The 16,156-nt window shown below is 71.4% G+C and carries 16 protein-coding genes, 1 tRNA gene and 1 pseudogene; 10 read left to right on the forward strand and 8 right to left on the reverse strand.

Annotated elements, in window-relative coordinates:
* The first annotated feature begins 87 nt into the window (after nt 1-87).
* Nucleotides 88-765, forward strand: coding sequence for a hypothetical protein (locus tag K8V84_RS04725; RefSeq protein WP_304070880.1), 678 nt, complete (start codon nt 88-90; stop codon nt 763-765).
* Nucleotides 766-816: 51 nt separating this feature from the next.
* Here K8V84_RS04725 and K8V84_RS04730 read toward each other — a convergent pair whose 3' ends face one another.
* Entirely contained in the window at nt 817-2,463 is a 1,647-nt protein-coding gene (locus tag K8V84_RS04730) for an FAD-binding oxidoreductase (RefSeq protein WP_304070882.1), read from the reverse strand.
* Between the two features lie 17 nt (nt 2,464-2,480).
* Here K8V84_RS04730 and K8V84_RS04735 point away from each other — a divergent pair, with 17 nt between their 5' ends.
* From K8V84_RS04735 to K8V84_RS04750, 4 genes are all read left to right on the forward strand, one after another.
* Nucleotides 2,481-3,068, forward strand: coding sequence for a TetR/AcrR family transcriptional regulator (locus tag K8V84_RS04735; protein WP_304070883.1), 588 nt, complete (start codon nt 2,481-2,483; stop codon nt 3,066-3,068).
* A 17-nt stretch (nt 3,069-3,085) separates the two neighbouring features.
* Nucleotides 3,086-4,609 (forward strand): glycerol-3-phosphate dehydrogenase/oxidase, encoded by a 1,524-nt coding sequence (locus K8V84_RS04740; RefSeq protein ID WP_304070885.1) that lies wholly within the window; start codon nt 3,086-3,088, stop codon nt 4,607-4,609.
* A 208-nt stretch (nt 4,610-4,817) separates the two neighbouring features.
* The gene (locus K8V84_RS04745; RefSeq protein ID WP_304070887.1) at nt 4,818-5,369 is read left to right on the forward strand and encodes an ATP-binding protein; all 552 of its coding nucleotides are present in this window, start codon (nt 4,818-4,820) and stop codon (nt 5,367-5,369) included.
* Nucleotides 5,370-5,551: 182 nt separating this feature from the next.
* Complete coding sequence (locus tag K8V84_RS04750; protein ID WP_304070889.1) at nt 5,552-6,451, forward strand: bile acid:sodium symporter family protein; 900 nt, start codon at nt 5,552-5,554, stop codon at nt 6,449-6,451.
* Nucleotides 6,452-6,487: 36 nt separating this feature from the next.
* On the opposite strand, the pseudogene K8V84_RS04755 reads toward K8V84_RS04750, so the two are convergent.
* Both K8V84_RS04755 and K8V84_RS04760 read right to left on the reverse strand, forming a co-directional pair.
* Nucleotides 6,488-7,093 (reverse strand): annotated as a pseudogene (locus K8V84_RS04755) (LuxR C-terminal-related transcriptional regulator).
* A 915-nt stretch (nt 7,094-8,008) separates the two neighbouring features.
* Nucleotides 8,009-8,506, reverse strand: a complete 498-nt coding sequence (locus K8V84_RS04760) for an LURP-one-related/scramblase family protein (RefSeq protein ID WP_304070892.1) — start codon at nt 8,504-8,506, stop codon at nt 8,009-8,011.
* A 165-nt stretch (nt 8,507-8,671) separates the two neighbouring features.
* On the opposite strand from K8V84_RS04760, the gene K8V84_RS04765 reads away from it, so the two are divergent.
* Nucleotides 8,672-9,373 carry an exonuclease domain-containing protein gene (locus tag K8V84_RS04765; RefSeq protein ID WP_304070894.1) on the forward strand — a complete coding sequence of 234 codons (702 nt, stop codon included), beginning with the start codon at nt 8,672-8,674 and terminating at the stop codon, nt 9,371-9,373.
* Nucleotides 9,374-9,386: 13 nt separating this feature from the next.
* On the opposite strand, the gene K8V84_RS04770 is transcribed toward K8V84_RS04765, so the two are convergent.
* Both K8V84_RS04770 and K8V84_RS04775 read right to left on the reverse strand, forming a co-directional pair.
* Complete coding sequence (locus tag K8V84_RS04770; protein WP_304070897.1) at nt 9,387-10,232, reverse strand: hypothetical protein; 846 nt, start codon at nt 10,230-10,232, stop codon at nt 9,387-9,389.
* Entirely contained in the window at nt 10,229-11,170 is a 942-nt protein-coding gene (locus tag K8V84_RS04775) for an ABC transporter ATP-binding protein (RefSeq protein ID WP_304070899.1), read from the reverse strand. The genes K8V84_RS04770 and K8V84_RS04775 overlap by 4 nt, the downstream gene beginning before the upstream one ends.
* Before the next feature lie 167 nt (nt 11,171-11,337).
* On the opposite strand from K8V84_RS04775, the gene K8V84_RS04780 reads away from it, so the two are divergent.
* Entirely contained in the window at nt 11,338-12,543 is a 1,206-nt protein-coding gene (locus K8V84_RS04780; RefSeq protein ID WP_304070902.1) for a sensor histidine kinase, read from the forward strand.
* Nucleotides 12,540-13,190 carry a response regulator transcription factor gene (locus K8V84_RS04785; RefSeq protein WP_304070905.1) on the forward strand — a complete coding sequence of 217 codons (651 nt, stop codon included), beginning with the start codon at nt 12,540-12,542 and terminating at the stop codon, nt 13,188-13,190. Before K8V84_RS04780 ends, K8V84_RS04785 begins: the two co-directional genes overlap by 4 nt.
* A gap of 17 nt (nt 13,191-13,207) precedes the next feature.
* On the opposite strand, the gene K8V84_RS04790 is transcribed toward K8V84_RS04785, so the two are convergent.
* From K8V84_RS04790 to K8V84_RS04800, 3 genes are all read right to left on the reverse strand, one after another.
* Complete coding sequence (locus K8V84_RS04790) at nt 13,208-13,669, reverse strand: SgcJ/EcaC family oxidoreductase (RefSeq protein WP_304070908.1); 462 nt, start codon at nt 13,667-13,669, stop codon at nt 13,208-13,210.
* A 46-nt stretch (nt 13,670-13,715) separates the two neighbouring features.
* The gene (locus K8V84_RS04795; RefSeq protein WP_304070912.1) at nt 13,716-14,222 is read right to left on the reverse strand and encodes a hypothetical protein; all 507 of its coding nucleotides are present in this window, start codon (nt 14,220-14,222) and stop codon (nt 13,716-13,718) included.
* A gap of 186 nt (nt 14,223-14,408) precedes the next feature.
* Nucleotides 14,409-14,480 (reverse strand) — tRNA-Arg (locus K8V84_RS04800).
* A 119-nt stretch (nt 14,481-14,599) separates the two neighbouring features.
* Between K8V84_RS04800 and K8V84_RS04805 the strand changes: the two genes are divergently transcribed.
* Nucleotides 14,600-14,998 carry a response regulator gene (locus K8V84_RS04805; protein ID WP_304070915.1) on the forward strand — a complete coding sequence of 133 codons (399 nt, stop codon included), beginning with the start codon at nt 14,600-14,602 and terminating at the stop codon, nt 14,996-14,998.
* A complete protein-coding gene (locus K8V84_RS04810) occupies nt 14,995-16,101 on the forward strand; it encodes a DALR anticodon-binding domain-containing protein (protein ID WP_304070918.1) in 1,107 nt (368 codons plus the stop codon). Before K8V84_RS04805 ends, K8V84_RS04810 begins: the two co-directional genes overlap by 4 nt.
* Nucleotides 16,102-16,156 lie beyond the last annotated feature (55 nt).

The following is a 16,156-nucleotide window of genomic DNA, read 5'->3' on the forward strand; positions in this document are numbered from 1 at the left end:
TTCCGTTCGGTGGGCACCGAGGTCCTTTCGGGCTCCGGGGCCCGCCGAACGCCCCCGGACCACCACCACGACAGACGGAAACCGCGAGTGAACACGACCCTTCCCGAACCCGATCGCGCACCCGGGCGGAGCCGGCGACGCCTTCCCTTCGCCTTGGCCGGCGTCGGCGTGGCGGCGGCACTGGTCCTGGGTGGTCTGTACGTGTGGTCGGACCACACTCGGGACGAGGGTGTTTCCCTGCCGCGGGATTGCGCCGACCTGCTCCCCGCGGACCTGGCCGAACGCCTTCCCGGGGCCGACGAGATCGAGTTGCGCGGCGAGATGCTGGACACGGTGGAACAAGAGGACGTGCTCCGGGTCGCCCACTGTGAGGCGGGCGACGACGTCGACGGAGACACCGCCCACTTCAGTCTCCAGGTGGTGCTGTACGACCCCGCCGAGAACGAGAGCGTGCGCCGTATGCGGGAGTCGGTCGCCCAAGGACGGCTCGCCCGTGAGGAGGACGACTTCGAGTCGGAGTACGGCGACCCACCGATGCGCGCGGTGGAGTGGCGCTCGCTGTCGGTGGGCGACGGGGGTTACGCCACGGCGTCCGGCCCGGTGGACGAGGAGCGGACCGACCGGCTGTGGTCCTCCCTGGAGTACTCGTTCGACAACGCGCGGGTGAGTCTGTTCCACCGCACCGACGGCCGGGTGGAACCCGAGGAGGACCTGGACGCCCTGGAGGACCTGGCCATCGAGGTCACCGAACGACTGGGCGGGTAGGGCCCCGCGAGGCCCCACCCGCGCCGAGAGCATCGGTCCCGTCGGAGCGGGTCAGGCGTCGGGGATGAGCTTGCCGGGGTTGAGCACGCCCTCCGGGTCCAGCGCGGACTTCACCGCGCGGAGCACCTCGGCGCCGAGCGGACCCAGCTCGTCCGTCATCCACGGCCGGTGGTCGGTGCCCACCGCGTGGTGGTGGGTGATGGTGCCGCCGTTGGCGATGATCGCGTCCGAGGCCGCGCGCTTGGCCCCGGCCCAGCGCGCCGACGGGTCCTCGCCCGCGCCCGTGGCCACCGTGAAGTACAGGGAGGCTCCGGTCGGGTAGGTGTGCGAGACGTGGCACAGCACCACCACGCCGCTCACGTCGTCGTCCAGCGCACCCGTCAGGGCGTCCACCACGGCCCGGTAGAGCGTCTCCAGGTCGCTCCAGGTCGCCGCGGTCTCCAGGGTTTCGGCGAGGATGCCCGCGGCCAGCAGGGTGTCGCGCAGGTACGGGGCGGTGAAGCGGTTCTCGCGCCAGTGCGCCACCGGGTCCGGTCCCAGCGGGGTTCCGCCCGCCGCCACCATGACCTCGCGCACGGCGGCCGCGCGCGCCTCCACGTCGGAGGCGTTGCCCTCGAAGCCCAACACCGCCTGGCATCCGGGTGTGGCCTCACGGCCGGCCAAGGCGGCGTTCACGAACGTCTCGGTCTCGTCGGACAGGCGCGCCATCGTGGGACGCACGTCCGACTGGGCGAGCGTGCGAAGCGCAGCCACACCGGTCGTGTGGTCGGGGAAGGACCAGGCCTCGTCCAGGACGCGTTCGGGACGGGGGCGCACGCGCACGGCGACCTCCGTGATCACCCCCAGGGTGCCCTCCGAGCCCACCATGAGCCGACGCAGGTCGGGGCCGGCGGCGGAGGCGGGCGGACCGCCCGCCTCCAGGGTTCCGCGCGGGGTGGCCACCCGCAGGCCCACGACCATGTCCTCGAACCGGCCGTAACCGGAGGAGGTCTGACCGCTGGAACGGGTCGCGGCGTACCCGCCGATGGTGGCGAACTCGTAGCTCTGCGGCATGTGTCCCAGGGTCAGACCGTGCTCGGCCAGCATCGCCTCGGCGTGCGGGGTGCGCACGCCCGCGCCCAGCACGGCGGTCAGGGAGGTGGTGTCCAGGGACACCAACCGGTCGAGTCGCCGCAGGTCCAGGGAGACGACCACCCGGAAGTCGCCTCGGATCGGGGAGAGTCCGCCGACCACGCTGGTGCCGCCGCCGAAGGGGACCACCGCCACGCGCTCGGCCGAGCACAGCGCCAGGAGCCGTTCCACCTGGTCGTGGTCGGCGGGGAACAGCACCGCGTCGGGCGCGAGGTCGGCGTGCCCGGAGCGGCGGGCGAGCAGATCGGGCGTGCTCTTGCCGCCACTGCGACGTAGACGGGTGGGCGCGTCGGCACGCACGTGTTCGGCGCCGACGACCTCGGCGAACGCCTCACGGAGACGTTCGTCCAGGCGGGTTTCGGGCAGGACGACGTCCTCCTCCGCGACAGGGGGCATGTCCTCGGTACGGGTGCGCAGGACCTGCGTGATGAGGTCGCGCGTGCCGGGGTCCAGTTCGGTGGCCCGCTCCGGGTCGCCCCAGGCGAACCAGCTCATCTCCGGTGCGGTGTCGGTGCCCCCGGTGGGGCCGGTGGTTTCGACGGGGGAGTCTTGCGCATCGTGGGTCATGCTCTACAGTTTTACATATGGCGTCAAAACGTAACGTAGAGGACGAGATCCTGGACGCGGCGCGTACCTGCGTCGAGGCGTTCGGTGTACGACGCACCACCCTGACCGACGTGGCCCGCCGAGCCGGGGTCAGCCGACCCACCGTCTACCGCCGCTGGCCCGACGTCACCGCGCTCGTCGCGGACCTGCTCACCCGTGAGCTCCGTCGCATCCTCATCGCCGAGGAGGTCGAGACCGGGGGCGACGACGCCGAAGAGAGCGTCCGCTCGGGCCTGGTGCGACACGCCACCGGGGTCGCTCGGGCGATGCTCGACCACCCCCTCGTCGGTCGGATCGTCGACACCGAACCCGAGCTCCTGGCCACCTACACCTTCCACCGGCTCGGCAGCAGCCACAAGGCCGCCCTCGAACTGGTCGAACCCGCCATCGCGGACGGTCAGTCCGATGGTTCCATTCGGGACGGCGACCCCGCGGTCCTCGCCCACCTGTTCATGGTGACCGTGCAGAACACGGTCACCTCCCACCGCCTGTTCGCCGAGGTCCTCGACACCGACGGACTGGTCGCCGAGCTGTCCGTCCTGCTGGACGGCTACCTGCGGCCTTGAGTACGGAAGGAAGACCCATGAGCCGGTCCACATCCCTGAACGCGGCCCGCCGGGCCACCGACCTCGCCGACCTGGAGGCCCGCCCCGACGTGGACCTACTGGTGGTCGGCGGTGGCGTCACCGGAACCGGAGTGGCCCTGGACGCCGCCTCCCGGGGACTTTCCACGGTCCTCGTCGAACGCGAGGACCTCGCCTTCGGAACCAGCAGGTGGAGCTCCAAACTCGTCCACGGCGGACTGCGCTACCTCGCCAAGGGGCAGGTCGGCATCGCCTACGAGAGCGCCCGCGAACGCGACGTCCTCATGCGCGTCACCGCGCCCCACCTGGTCCGCCCCCTGCCGATGGTGATCCCCGTCCACCGGGAGACCGGCCTGGCCCGGGCCCTGGCCATGCGCGCCGGGATGGGCGGCGGAGACCTGCTGCGCATGCTGTCCGGCACCCCCTCCTCGGTCCTGCGCGGTCCACGGCTGCTCAACGCCCGCCAGACCCGCCGTCTGCTCCCGGCCGTCGACCCCGAAGGCCTGCTCTGCGGGATCGTCTCCTTCGATGGTCAACTCGTCGACGACGCCCGGTTGGTCGTCGCGATCGCGCGCACCGCCGCCGGCGAGGGCGCCCGTGTCATCACCCGATGCTCAGCCGAGAGCATCACCACCGACGGCGTCGTCCTGCGCGACGAGACCGACGGGCGGCTCATCCCGGTACGACCGCGCGCGGTCGTCAACGCCACCGGTGTGCACGCCGACGACCTCGATCCTCGGATCCGGCTGAGTCCCAGCCGCGGCACCCACCTGGTCCTGGACGGGGCGGTGATGGGCGGTCCCCGTGCCGCGCTGACCGTGCCGTTGCCGGGCAGCGTCAGTCGGTTCGTGTTCGCGCTGCCCCAGTCCGACGGCCGGATCTTCGCGGGGCTCACCGACGAACCCCTCGACGGCCCCGTCCCTCGGGTGCCCGAGGTGCCCGAGTCGGACGTCGACTTCCTCCTCGCCCAGTTCAACCGGGCCCTGTCCACCGAGCTGACCCGGGACGACGTCATCGGCTCGTTCGCAGGGCTGCGCCCGCTGCTGAACGGGGACGGCTCCACCGCCGAGCTGTCCCGCGAGCACCTGGTGTCGGTGGCGCCCAACGGTTCCGTCACCGTGGTCGGTGGCAAACTCACCACCTACCGGGCGATGGCGGAGGAGGCCGTGGACGCGGCCGTCGCCGAACACCGGCTCCGGGCGGGCCCCTGCCGGACCCGGGAACTACCGCTGGTGGGCGCGGCCTCCCACGAGGAGCTCGACGGCCTCGACGCCCCGCGCCACCTGGTCTGCCGGTACGGGACCGAGGCGCCGGCCGTGGTGGCCGAGGCGGAGGACGACCCCGGGCTGCTGGTGCCGGTGGCCTGTGGGGTCACCCCGGCCGAACTGCGGTTCGCGGTGCGTCACGAGGGCGCGATGGACGAGGCCGACCTGTTGGAGCGGCGCACCCGTATCGCATTGGTGGACGCCGACCGCGACCGTGCCGAGGCCGCGGCCAAGGAGGCCCTGGCGTCGGTGGGGTAGGGGAGCGGGGGAGAACCGGCCGAAGCCGGCGCGATGACCCTATGGGGTCGAGGAATTCGGGGACTCCCCACACCGGGGGCCTCTGGTCCGCGACGATGTGATCGCGTAAGGTCATACCGGTTCGAGCCCCTCCCCCCTCGAAGCCTCCCGTGGCCACCCCCGCTATGGTGCGCACGCCCGTTGAGCCGTTCCGCCCTAGGAGTCAGTCATGCCCACGCTCGTCGCCGTGCCGACCCTCACCACTGCCGAGGAAGACGTCCTCACGGGGGTCCCGGACGAGTACCGGCACTTCTTCAACGGTCGGGTGCCCGTGCCGTTCACCAAACGCCACTGGGAGTTCGCCGGCCAACCGGTGAGCGTGCCCCTGGTCAGGGCCTTCCTTCAGACCTGCGCCGCCGGCCGGGACTCCGACTACCGGTACGTGCTCACCCTGTTGGGCACGGAGCTGGCCACCAACGCGATCCGGCACAGTCGGTCCGGTGAGCCGGACCAGACCTTCGTGATCCGGGTGGATCGTGGCCCGAACGGGATGACCGTGACCTGCCGCGACAACGGAATGCCCACCAGCGCGGTGGAGGGCCGGGGAGGGCTCCTGTTCGCCGCGTCTCCGGAGGACCGGCTCGCAGCGGAGGACGGTCGCGGCCTGGCCCTGATCGACAGCTTCGCCACCGCCTGGGGCGACAACGGCCACCCGAGCATTCGCAAGGTGTGGTTCCACCTGGCCTATGACCTCACGGGAAGCTCCTGGCCCGCGGCCTGACCCCCTGGAGGCATCCCCTCCCGCCCCTGGCCCACCGCGGAGCCCGCACGGCCCTTGCCAGGCGACGTGACCCATGCCACTATCTCTACCTGCAGGTAACTTGTGGCGTGCGTCACGAAACGACGCTTCCCTGCGCCCCGACAGCTCGGCCGCGTCGTCGGCCCATCCCCCAAGGGGCCCTCATGGACTCAGCCCTCACCACGGTCGGCCTGCCGGTCGCACTCGGCGTCATCATGCTCGGCCTCGGCCTCAGCCTGACCGTCCGGGACTTCACCCGACTCCTCTCCATGCCCTGGACGATCCTTCTCGTCCTGGGTTGCCAGATCCTCCTGCTGCCGCTCTTCTGCTTCGGCCTGGTGCTGGTCTTCGTCGAGTACTTCGACCAGTCACCGCTTCTGGCGGTGGGCATGATGATGATGGCGGCCTCCCCGGGCGGCACCACAGCGAGCCTGTACAGCCACCTGTTCAAGGGCAACGTCGCGCTCAACATCTCGCTGACCGCGGTCAACTCGGTCACCGCCATCGTGACCCTCCCTCTCATCACCGGGTTCTCGCTCGGCTACTTCACCGATGGCGGTTCCATCGGTCTTCAGGCCGGGAAGATGATCCAGGTGTTCGCCGTCATCCTCGTCCCGGTCGCGATCGGCATGTTCGTCCGGGCGAAGATGACCGCCTTCGCCGAACGCATGGAGCGGCCGGTCAAGCTGGGTTCCAGCATCGTGCTGGTCGCGGTGATCATCGGCGCGATCGCCGCCGAATGGGAGAACCTGCCGCAGTACATCGTCTCGGTCGGCCTCATGGTGCTCATCTTCAACGTGGTGAGCCTGACCATCGGCTACTGGGCGCCGCGCGTCGTCGGCACCGAACGGCCCGAGGCCATCGCCTCCTGCATGGAGATCGGTCTGCACAACACCACGCTGTCGATGACCATCGCCATCACCGTCCTGAACAGCACCGAGATCGCCATCCCGTCCTCCGTCTACGGTGTGCTGATGTTCTTCACCGCCGCCGTCGCCGGCGCCCTGCTCACCCGTCGCGGCGCCCGGGAGGAGAAGGCCGAGGCCGCCGCGGGCGGAACCTGACCGACCGGGGCGCCGCCCCGCCCCACCGCGCGCCGTTCAGCGGCGTTCGAGGTAGGCCGGGACGGCGCACACCCGTCGGTGACCGCTGTCCGTGGGGGCCAACCCGAACTTGGCGAAGATGTTGCCGATGTGCTTGTGCACGGCGTTGGGGGTCACGAACAACAGTTCGGCGATCTCACCGTTGCCGCGTCCCTCCGCCATCAGCGCCAACACCTCCAGCTCCCGCGAGGTGAGCGACTCCAGGGGGTCCTCGGCGCGCCTGGTGAGCAGCTGACGGACCACCTCCGGGTCCATCACGGTCCCGCCCTCGGCCACCCGGTCCTTGAGCAGGTAGCCCACTCCGCCGCGACCGTCCGAGAGCGGTTCGCCGGCGTAGTCCTGCTCCACGTATTACGACAGCACCAGGACCGGCGGCCCCGGATGTTCGGACCGCGCGGCGATGGCGGCGTGGATGCCCTCGTCGCGAAAGCCCGGCGGCAGTCGTACGTCCACGATCGCGAGGTCGGGAGAGTGCTCCCGCACCGCGGCGGCGAAGCCCTCCGCGTCCACGACCACCGCGGCCACCTCATGGCCACGTGTGCCCAACAGCAGCTTCAGTCCTTCGGACAGCAGCACGTTGTCCTCGGCGATCACGATCCGCACGGCAGCTCCGCCCCGATCACCGTGGGGTCGCCCACCGGGCCGTCCACGGTCACCCGTCCGTCCAGCGCGGCGACCCTGCGCCGCAGCCCGCTCACTCCGCTGCCCGCGGCCGTCGTCGCGCACCTCCACCCGGAGCAGGTCGCCCTCCCCGGCCGGCCGGATCGAGATCGACGACGCGGTACCGTGCCGGATCACCTCCCGCAACTCCGCCATCGCCTCCGTCTCGGAGGGGGCCGGCATCCGCAGGCACAGTCGGGTGTGCGCCCGGGCCGGTGGCGGGACCGCCCACCGGGCGAGAACCACGAACAGTGCCCCCTGCCCGGCCACCGTGGCCGACGCGACCGCCCACCCGTCGACGCGGTACCAGTACATGACCGGTTCCGCGCCGGCGGGGAACCCCCCACCACGTCAGGGCCTGCAGCGTGTTCAGCACCAGGCCGGGCAGGAGCAGGGCCACCACTCCCAGGACCAGGCTCACCAGGGTGTACACCGGGAGCCACGACAGCACCCGTCGTACGCGGGGGTCGCGCAGTATCTCCCGTAGCCCGGACGGCGCCGGAACCGACAGGGCGGGCGCCTCCTCGCCGAGCAGCGCGCAGCCGATGCAGGTCGGCCCGGCCCACCAGGAACCCCAGCCAGTGGGGGAGCAGGAGCAGCCCCACCCCGGCCACCGCGATCAGCGTCACCACCACCAGGCTCAGCGGCAGCAGGACCAGACCCGCAAGACCGGCCGCCCCGCTCACCAGCAGGTACCCGCAGGCCCGAAGCGGCCCCCGCCACACGTCCCTCATCCTCGGCTCCTCACCGGTCGACACCGCCGCTGACACCGACAGTCTGGCGGGCGACCGAGGAGCCGGTCACTACAGCCCGCCACCCGATCCGGAGGTCGGTGGCGGCCACCGGGCCGGGTGGCGATCAGTCGTCGTCGTTGGTCAGGGCGTCCACGGCCACCGCGACGCTGATCACCAGCGCCGGGTCCCCCGCGACGTCCCTGCGGTGGGTGTTGACGTCGATCGCGTACGTGTCCCGCACGCGGAACCACTTGCGGGAGACCACCGCGACGGTGCCCTCCTTGTCGCTGATGGAGTACTCCTTGTCCAGGAAGCTCCCCACGACCTCCCAGTCCGGGGCGCCCTCGACCTCGACGTTGAGCTTGTCGCGGATGGGGTTGAACAGGCGCTTGCGGACGGTCGCCACGGTCTTGCCGTCGTGTTCGACCCGCATCTGGTCCCGGACCTTGAAGAGCTTCTTGCGGATCACCATGAGCTCGTTGCCCTGGGGGTCCTTGAGCTCGAAGGTGGTGCGGATCTTCAGGGCCTTGCCGTCGACCCAGAAGACCTTGTTCCCCTGTTCGTCGGTCACCCAGAAATCATCGCCGATGTCGAAAACGCGTTCGCGTACCAGAAACTTCATGCGATGACGTTATTGCACCGTGCCCACACCCACCAGACACGCAGGTCGATGGCCCGACGGGTGACCGGAGCGGGCACATCGGCGGGATCGGCGTCACTTGTCACCGATGATCTGTAATGTCACTAGCGTGTTCGGAATCGGACGACCGGAACCGTGAGGAACCACGTGCACACCTCCTGGCATACACAGCCCATGGCCGCCTTCGACATCGAGAGCACCGGCCTGGACGTCGAGAACGAGCGGATCGTCACCGCCGCCCTGTGGCGGATCGACCCCGCGCGCGGCACCAAGGAGGTCACCGCCTGGCTGGCCGACCCGGGGATCGAGATCCCCGCGGAGGCCGCCGAGATCCACGGCATCACCACCGAACGGGCCCGAGCCGAGGGCCGCCCGACCGCCGAGGTCGTCACCGAGATCGCCGCCGCCATGGAGGCCGCCGTCGCCGACGGGCTGCCCCTGGTGGTCTACAACGCCCCCTACGACCTCACCCTGCTCGACCGCGAGGTCGCCCGTCACCGCCGGCCCCTGGCCCGACCGCCGATGGTGGTGGACCCACTGGTGCTGGACAAGCGGGTCGACACCTTCCGACGGGGCTCGCGCAAGCTCGTCGACGTGTGCGCCCACTACCAGGTGCCCCTCGCTCAGGAGGAGGCCCACGGGGCCGCCGCGGACGCCCTGGCCGCGGCCCGACTGGCCTGGCAGATCGCCGCCAGGTACCCGGAGATCGCGGAGCTTTCCATCGACGACCTGCACTCCAGCCAGATCAAGTGGAAGGCCGAGCAGGCCGCGAGTTTCCAGGAGTATCTGCGCCGCCGTAACCCCGACGCCGTCGTCGACGGGACCTGGCCCTTCACCCCCGCCCCCTGACCGTGCGGGCCGTCTACACGTCGCGCCGCTCGAACACCATCAAGGCCATCGTGACGAAGGCGGCGACCCACACGACGATCACCGCCAGGGCGGGGAGAGCGGGCAGGTAGCCCTCCGACCCCGGAACGGCCATCCCGGCCACGCTCTCCACCGCGGCCCCCGTCATGTAGCGGGGGACGTTCTCCCCCCACCACGTTCCGAGGAAGGGCGCCAGACCGACCGGAAGCCACCCCAGCAGCAGGATCGCGCCGAACGCACCCGGAGCGCTGCGCAGCACGACCGCCGCGCACGCGGTCATCAGGGACTGGACCACCGTGCCCAGCGGAACGAACAGCAGGACCGCCCGCAGCATGTCCGGGGCGTCCGGCCCCAGGTACTCCTCGCCCGCCGCGGCCAGGAAACCCTGGGTGATCAGGAAACCGGCCACCGACACGACCAGGCCCACGGTCCCGCCCACCAGGGAGATGACCACCAGCTTGGCGGTCAGGGGACGCCACCGGCGCGGGGTGGCGGTGAGCGTGTACGCCGCCATGCCCCGGTATTCGGAGGCCACGACGTGGGCGGCCAGAGCGGCGAAGGTCATCGTCGCGAAGTAGCTGCCGAAGAAGACCACCGAGTACTCGCCCTCGGCCTGTTCCCTGGCGAGCGTCTCGCTGTCACCGAGCACCACCATCAGGATGGTGACGCCCACGGTGAGCACGAGCGCCAGCAGGATCATCACCCGGTTGGCGGGCAGCGCGAGGAACTTGCGCCACTCCGACCCCAGGACCGCGCCGAACCCGGGAGGGCGACCGGAGCCGGCAGGGCGACCGTCACCGGCTCGTCCCCCTCGCCCCCCGTGTTCTGTGACCCGTGTCATCGTTCCCCCTCCGAAACCGTTCCCGCCGAGGCGAAGGTGTGCCCGGCGCTGTCCTCCGTGAGCCGCATGAACACGTCCTCCAGGCTGCCGCGCGCACGTTCCAGCCCGTGGAGGGCGATCCCGTGCCGGGCGGCGACCTCGCCCACCCCGGCCGGGTCCGCTCCGGTCACCGAGAGCTCCCCCTCGGTCCCCGTCGGGCTCCGTTCCACGGACCACCCCTGGGCACGCAGCGCGGTCGTCAGGGCCTCGGCGCGCGGGCTCGTGACCCGGACCCCGCCATGAGCGCCGCCCTCGATGAGTTCGGCCACGGTGGTGTCGGCGACCAGGCGTCCCGCGCCGATCACCACGACACGGTCGGCCGTCTCCGCGGTCTCACCCATCAGGTGACTGGAGAGCAGGATCGTCCGCCCTTCGGCGGCCAGCCCTCGTAGGAAGGTACGGATCCACCGGACCCCCTCGGGGTCCAGCCCGTTCACGGGCTCGTCCAGAAGGAGGACCCCCGGGTCGCCGAGCAGCGCGACGGCCAGACCCAGACGTTGGCGCATGCCGAGCGAGAACCCGCCCACGCGGCGGCCGGCCACGTCGGCCAGCCCGACCAGGCCGAGCACCTCGTCCACGCGACCGCGCGGCAGGTCGCCGGCGCGGGCCAACCAGCGCAGGTGGGCCGCCGCGGTGATGCCGGGCGGCGCCCCTCCCGAATCGAGCAGGGCCCCGACGGTGCGCATGGGCGCGGCGAGGTCCCGGTAACGGGAGCCGGCCACCAACGATCCTCCGGCCGTTGGCCGCTCCAGGCCCAGGACCATCCGCATCGTCGTGCTCTTGCCCGCCCCGTTGGGCCCCAGGAAACCGGTGACCCGACCGGACGGCGCGGTGAACGTCAGGCCGTCCACCGCCCGTTTTCTTCCGTAGTCCTTGGTAAGGCCCTCGACCTCGATCACGGCGTCCCCCTCGCTCGTCCCGGTCCACCGGCTTTTCGCCGACGAGTCCAGACAATCGGGGAGGGAGGGGGCGGCACGAGCGTCGGACGTGGACGATCGGATCCACGAACGTTGTCGATCCGCCCCGTCGTCTCGTCACCCGAGGCCCGGCGCTCTAGCGTGGTGCCATGCTCGAAGACGCACGCGGCCGGCCCACCCGCGGAACGGTGTGGTCCACCATCGCCTTGGCGGTGTTCGCCCTGGCCAACGGTGCGTTCTGTCAACTGGTGCTGCCCGGGTCCGATCCGGGGGCGGTCGTCGTGGGCAGCGGCCTGATGGCCCTCGCCTCCCTGGCGGCCCTGGCCGGGGAACGCCGCCCCACCACCGTCACCGTGGTCTTCGCCGCCGTGAGCGTCCTGCTGTACACGACCGACACCGTGTGGGCGACGCTGGCCACGGAGGGCGGTCTCTTCTGGCCGCTGTTCGCCGCCGCCTGGTCCACCGGCAACCTGGTCGCGCGTGCCCGGTCCGAACACCAGTACTTCGTGGGAGGGGCGGCGCTGCTCGCCTACGTCGTGGCGGCAACGGCCGTGCACCTACCGGGTGGGTCGCCGGTCCTGGAGGCGTTGAACGCGTCCGCGCCGGTGTTGGGCGGGTCGAGCCTCAGCCTCTACCTGAGGCTGACCGAGGCACGACGCCAACGGATCGCCCATGAGGCCCGCGAACGTGAGCTCCTGGCCGAACGCGCCCGGGCCGACGAACGGGCCAGGCTGGCCCGGGAGATGCACGACGTGGTCTCCCACCAGGTCAGCCTGATCGTCCTCCAGGCCGGAGCGCTCGCGGTCTCCTCCGAGGACCCGCGGGTCCGCGCTGCCGCGGACGGGATCAGGGCGGCCGGAAGCCGGGCGGTGGAGGAGCTGCGCGGTGTCATCGGAGTCCTCCAGGACCCCGCGTCGAACCGACCCGAGCCACCCGCCCCGCGAGCAGACTCGGGCACCACCGACCCCCTCGACCCCGTAGGCCCGGCCCGCGCAGCCGGACAGGAAGTCGAGGTGCGCACCGAGGGCGAGCCGCGGGACCTGCCACCGCACGTGGCCCGGGCCCTGCGCCGCGTGGTGCAGGAGAGCCTCACCAACGCCCGTAAGCACGCCTTCGGCACCACTGTTCGTCTGGCCCTGCGCAGGACACCGGACGGGGTCGTGTTCGAGGCGACCAACCCGATCACCTCCGGCGAGCCCCTGTTGCCGGGGTCCGGTGTCGGACTGGAGGGGCTCCGCACCCGGGTGGAGATGCTGGGCGGTGGCTTCGACGCCACGTCCACCGAGGACGGGACCTTCCGGGTGTCCGCCGTCATCCCCGTCGAGAACCCCGTCGCACATGAGGAGAACCCGTGATCACCGTGCTGGTCGTCGACGACGAACCCATGGTCCGCGACCACCTGCGCACCATCCTGGGCTCGGCGCAGGACATCACGGTGGTCGCCGAGGCCGCCGACGGGGCCGAGGCGGTGGAGGAGACACTGCGGCACCGCCCGCGCGTGGTCCTCATGGACCTGCGGATGCCCGGGGTCGACGGGATCGTCGCGACCGAGCGCATCGGGGCTCTGCCCGAGGCACCGGTGGTGGTCGCCCTGACCACCTTCGACGACGACACCCATGTGGTCCGGGCGCTGAACGCCGGGGCCGCCGGGTTCCTGGTCAAGTCGACCCCCGCGGAGGACCTGGTCAACCTGGTGCGGGTCGCGGCCGACGGCCATTCCGTCCTGTCCAGGGGCGCGGCCCGCGGACTCCTCGGGGCGTCCCTGCCCTCGGCGCAGGCGCGGGAACGGGTCGAGGGACTCGGCCCGCGCGATCGCGACATCCTCGGCTGCCTGGGGGAGGGCATGTCCAACGCCGACATCGCCGCCCGTCTCTTCTTCGCCGAGACCACGGTGCGCAGTTACGTGTCGCGCCTGCTCACCCGATTGGACCTGGAGAACCGGACACAGGCGGGGCTGCTGGCACGGGAGGCCGGCCTGAACGCGCCGGAGCCGCCCAGCTGAACCCGAAGCGCGGGACCCTACGGCCGCTCACGGTAGTCGGTCGGGGTGATTCCCCCATCACCGGCGACGTGGGTCTCGGCGCCGTCGACCCGGTCGGTGTTGTGCGCGGCCACCGCGCGCCAGCCATCGGCCTCGCGCCGAACGACGAAGGTGAAGACCCCGGACCGCCGTCCGGCGGTCGCGCCCTCCAGGTCCGTCTGACCGGTGATCGACCACCGGCAGTGCACCACGGCCGCGTCCTCGCCCAACCCGCGCACCCGTACACCGGACACGCGCAGGGTCGAACCGGGGAAGATCACCCGCAGGCCGTAGTCGTGGGCACGGTGGATGCTCTCGCGATCACGCCACCACAGACCGACCACGTTGACGAAGTCCGCGTCCGGTACGAACAGGTCCGCGATGCCCTCCGCGTCCCCTCGGTTCCACGCTCGGGCGAAACCCGCCGCAACGTCCTCGGGACGCTCAAGACCGACCGCCATCTCACTCCCTTCGCGCGGGACCCGACTCCCACGTCGCCGTCGGACTCTACCGGCGAGGCGACAGCGATCCCCGAGGCCTGTAGACGGACAACGCCGTCGCGGCGAGGAGCATCGTGGCCTGTGCCGCGGACACGGCGACCTGCGGCCACTGAAGCGCGTCCGGGTAGGGCGGCCCGTGCGCGGCCAGTACGTCAGGGGTGGCGAGGAACGTGCCGACCAGGACGACCCCGATCAACAGGAGCAGCTTGGCGAACACCCAGGTGTGCCGGAACAACCCCCACGGTCCGGCCAGCGCCAGGACCAGGCCCGTGACGAGCGAGAGCAGGCTCAGCGGGATGCCGCCGGTTAACACCAGCACCTCCATGAGCCGGTAGGCGGATCGGGCGAGGGCGCCGTCGTCGGTGGTCAGGGCGATGAGGTTGAGGACGATCAGGACCCAGCCCTGGCCCAGCAGGCCGACCGAGAAGACGACGTGCGCCGGGAGCAGGGGCCTGCGGACGACGGGACGCGGACGACGGGGCCGTTCCGGGGCCCGCCGGAGTGTGGTGGACATGCCTCCACGTTCCCGCCGAAACCCGGGAAACGTCGTCGCCCGACGGGCGGTACCTCGTGTACGTCGAGGCGCGTACTCGGCCGCTCGCCCCCACGCGGTGCCGGTGGGCGGGGCCCTGGAGCCGCGGTGTCCCCGGCGCGCGGCAACGAAAAAGGGAACACCGTCGCGGTGTTCCCTTCCGAACCGTGCCCCCTGCAGGATTCGAACCTGCGCAACCGGCTCCGGAGGCCGGTGCTCTATCCCCTGAGCTAAGGGGGCGCTGTTGCGAGGACAACTCTAGCAGGGGTTGAGGGAGGTTCGTCCATTCGTTTCGAGGCGTGGTCCGAATGCTCCGATCCGGTGGTGTGGCCGCGTTCGGCGGAGGTAGTGTCACGATCGTGAACGCCCTTCCCGTACGGGTTCTCGTCGTCGAGGACGACGAAGTGATCCGTGAACTCATCCGCCTCAACCTCGAACTGGAGGGGTTCGAGGTGTTCACCGCCATGGACGGACAGGACTGCCTGGACCAGGTCGGTCACGTCCGACCCGCCGTCATCACCATGGACGTGATGATGCCCCGTCTCGACGGCTGGAGCACCGTCGAACGCCTGCGATCCGACGGCTACGACCGGCGCATCGTCATGGTGACCGCCCGTGCCCAGGCCGACGACCGCAGGCGGGGCGAGCGGATCGGCGTCGACGACTACATCACCAAGCCCTTCGACCCCGACGAGCTCGTCGACCTCATCCGTGCCCTGCACGGTGACGGTGACGACGACATGGGGGGAGCCGCGTGACCCCACGCGCCCTGGAGGCCGTGGTGCGCCGTGCCGCGCGTCGCGCCTTCGATCTGGACGACGCCGACATCCCGTTCGTGTGGCCGCGCGCGGACCAGGCCGCGGGCGCGGCCGACGCCGCCGTGGCCCTGGCCCCGCGTCTGGTGGGCAGGGTTCGCGACCGGCTTCCCGAGGGAGGCGACGACACCCACCGCCTCACGGTGTCCGGACGCATCGTCGCCCAGGTCGACTCCCTGTCCCGGAGCGGTGACGCGGGGGCCGGATTCGCCGAGGTGCTCGGCGACAAACGCGGCTTCGTCAACATCACCTTCACCTGCCGTCAGCGCGAGAGCCTGTTGAGGGCGGCGGCCGACGGCCCGCGCTTTCTCACCGGACGACCCTGGACCGGGGCGGGGGAGTGGCCCCGTACCGAGCTGCACGAGGCCGGGCCTGTGGCGCAGGCGCGGCGCTTCGCCCGTGCCGACGCCCGTGCCCGCATCGCCATGGCCGTGGGCGCGGAGGACCCTCCCCCCGAACCGGCCGGAACGGTGTCCTGGCGCGACCACTACCTGGACACCGACCGCACCGACCTGTACACACCCGCCGGCCGCACCTTGGGGCGCATCGGCGAGGACAGCGCCCGAGTGGCGTTCTGCCGCTCGGTGCCCGACAGGCCGAGAGAGAACGAGTCCACCGGTCGAGACCTGCCGGTGCTGCCCTCGGCCGAGCACCCCGGGGCCTGGGCCCGCCTCACCGACGCCAATCCGGCCTTCCGGTTGCGCTACGCCCACGCGCACGCGCTGACCAGTCTGCGCTGGGCCCGTGACACCGGGCCGGAGGCGGCCGAATGCCTCCATGGCACCAACACCAGGGTGCGCGCGCTGCTCTTCGACGGCCCCGGTGTCCTGGACACCGCCGCGCGCCGAGAGGAACCCCATATCCTGGTCAGATACCTGGAAGCGTTGACCAGTGCCTACGATGAGTGGCGGACGGGTTCCACCGTCGGCGCCGGCGGGGACGAACCCACGCGGGCCGCCCTCGACCCGGCCCTACCCGCGGCCGTCGCCGGTGTGCTCCACACCGGACTCTTCCTGCTCGGGGTGTCGGCGCCCACAAGGCTGTAGACACTTCGTCCGCCGCGGATCCCCTGGGGAGATCCCAACCCCCGTGTTCCGATCT

The sequence above is a fragment of the Nocardiopsis listeri genome, from assembly GCF_020741345.1.
In the GTDB taxonomy this organism is placed as follows: domain Bacteria; phylum Actinomycetota; class Actinomycetes; order Streptosporangiales; family Streptosporangiaceae; genus Nocardiopsis; species Nocardiopsis listeri_A.

Excerpts from the sequence above, each read along its gene's own strand:
- K8V84_RS04730 (WP_304070882.1), bottom strand. The coding sequence starts at position 2,463 with ATGACCCACGATGCGCAAGACTCCCCCGTCGAAACCACCGGCCCCACC.
- K8V84_RS04735 (WP_304070883.1), top strand. The coding sequence starts at position 2,481 with ATGGCGTCAAAACGTAACGTAGAGGACGAGATCCTGGACGCGGCGCGT.
- K8V84_RS04740 (WP_304070885.1), top strand. The coding sequence starts at position 3,086 with ATGAGCCGGTCCACATCCCTGAACGCGGCCCGCCGGGCCACCGACCTC.
- K8V84_RS04745 (WP_304070887.1), top strand. The coding sequence starts at position 4,818 with ATGCCCACGCTCGTCGCCGTGCCGACCCTCACCACTGCCGAGGAAGAC.
- K8V84_RS04750 (WP_304070889.1), top strand. The coding sequence starts at position 5,552 with ATGGACTCAGCCCTCACCACGGTCGGCCTGCCGGTCGCACTCGGCGTC.
- K8V84_RS04760 (WP_304070892.1), bottom strand. The coding sequence starts at position 8,506 with ATGAAGTTTCTGGTACGCGAACGCGTTTTCGACATCGGCGATGATTTC.
- K8V84_RS04770 (WP_304070897.1), bottom strand. The coding sequence starts at position 10,232 with ATGACACGGGTCACAGAACACGGGGGGCGAGGGGGACGAGCCGGTGAC.
- K8V84_RS04780 (WP_304070902.1), top strand. The coding sequence starts at position 11,338 with ATGCTCGAAGACGCACGCGGCCGGCCCACCCGCGGAACGGTGTGGTCC.
- K8V84_RS04790 (WP_304070908.1), bottom strand. The coding sequence starts at position 13,669 with ATGGCGGTCGGTCTTGAGCGTCCCGAGGACGTTGCGGCGGGTTTCGCC.
- K8V84_RS04795 (WP_304070912.1), bottom strand. The coding sequence starts at position 14,222 with ATGTCCACCACACTCCGGCGGGCCCCGGAACGGCCCCGTCGTCCGCGT.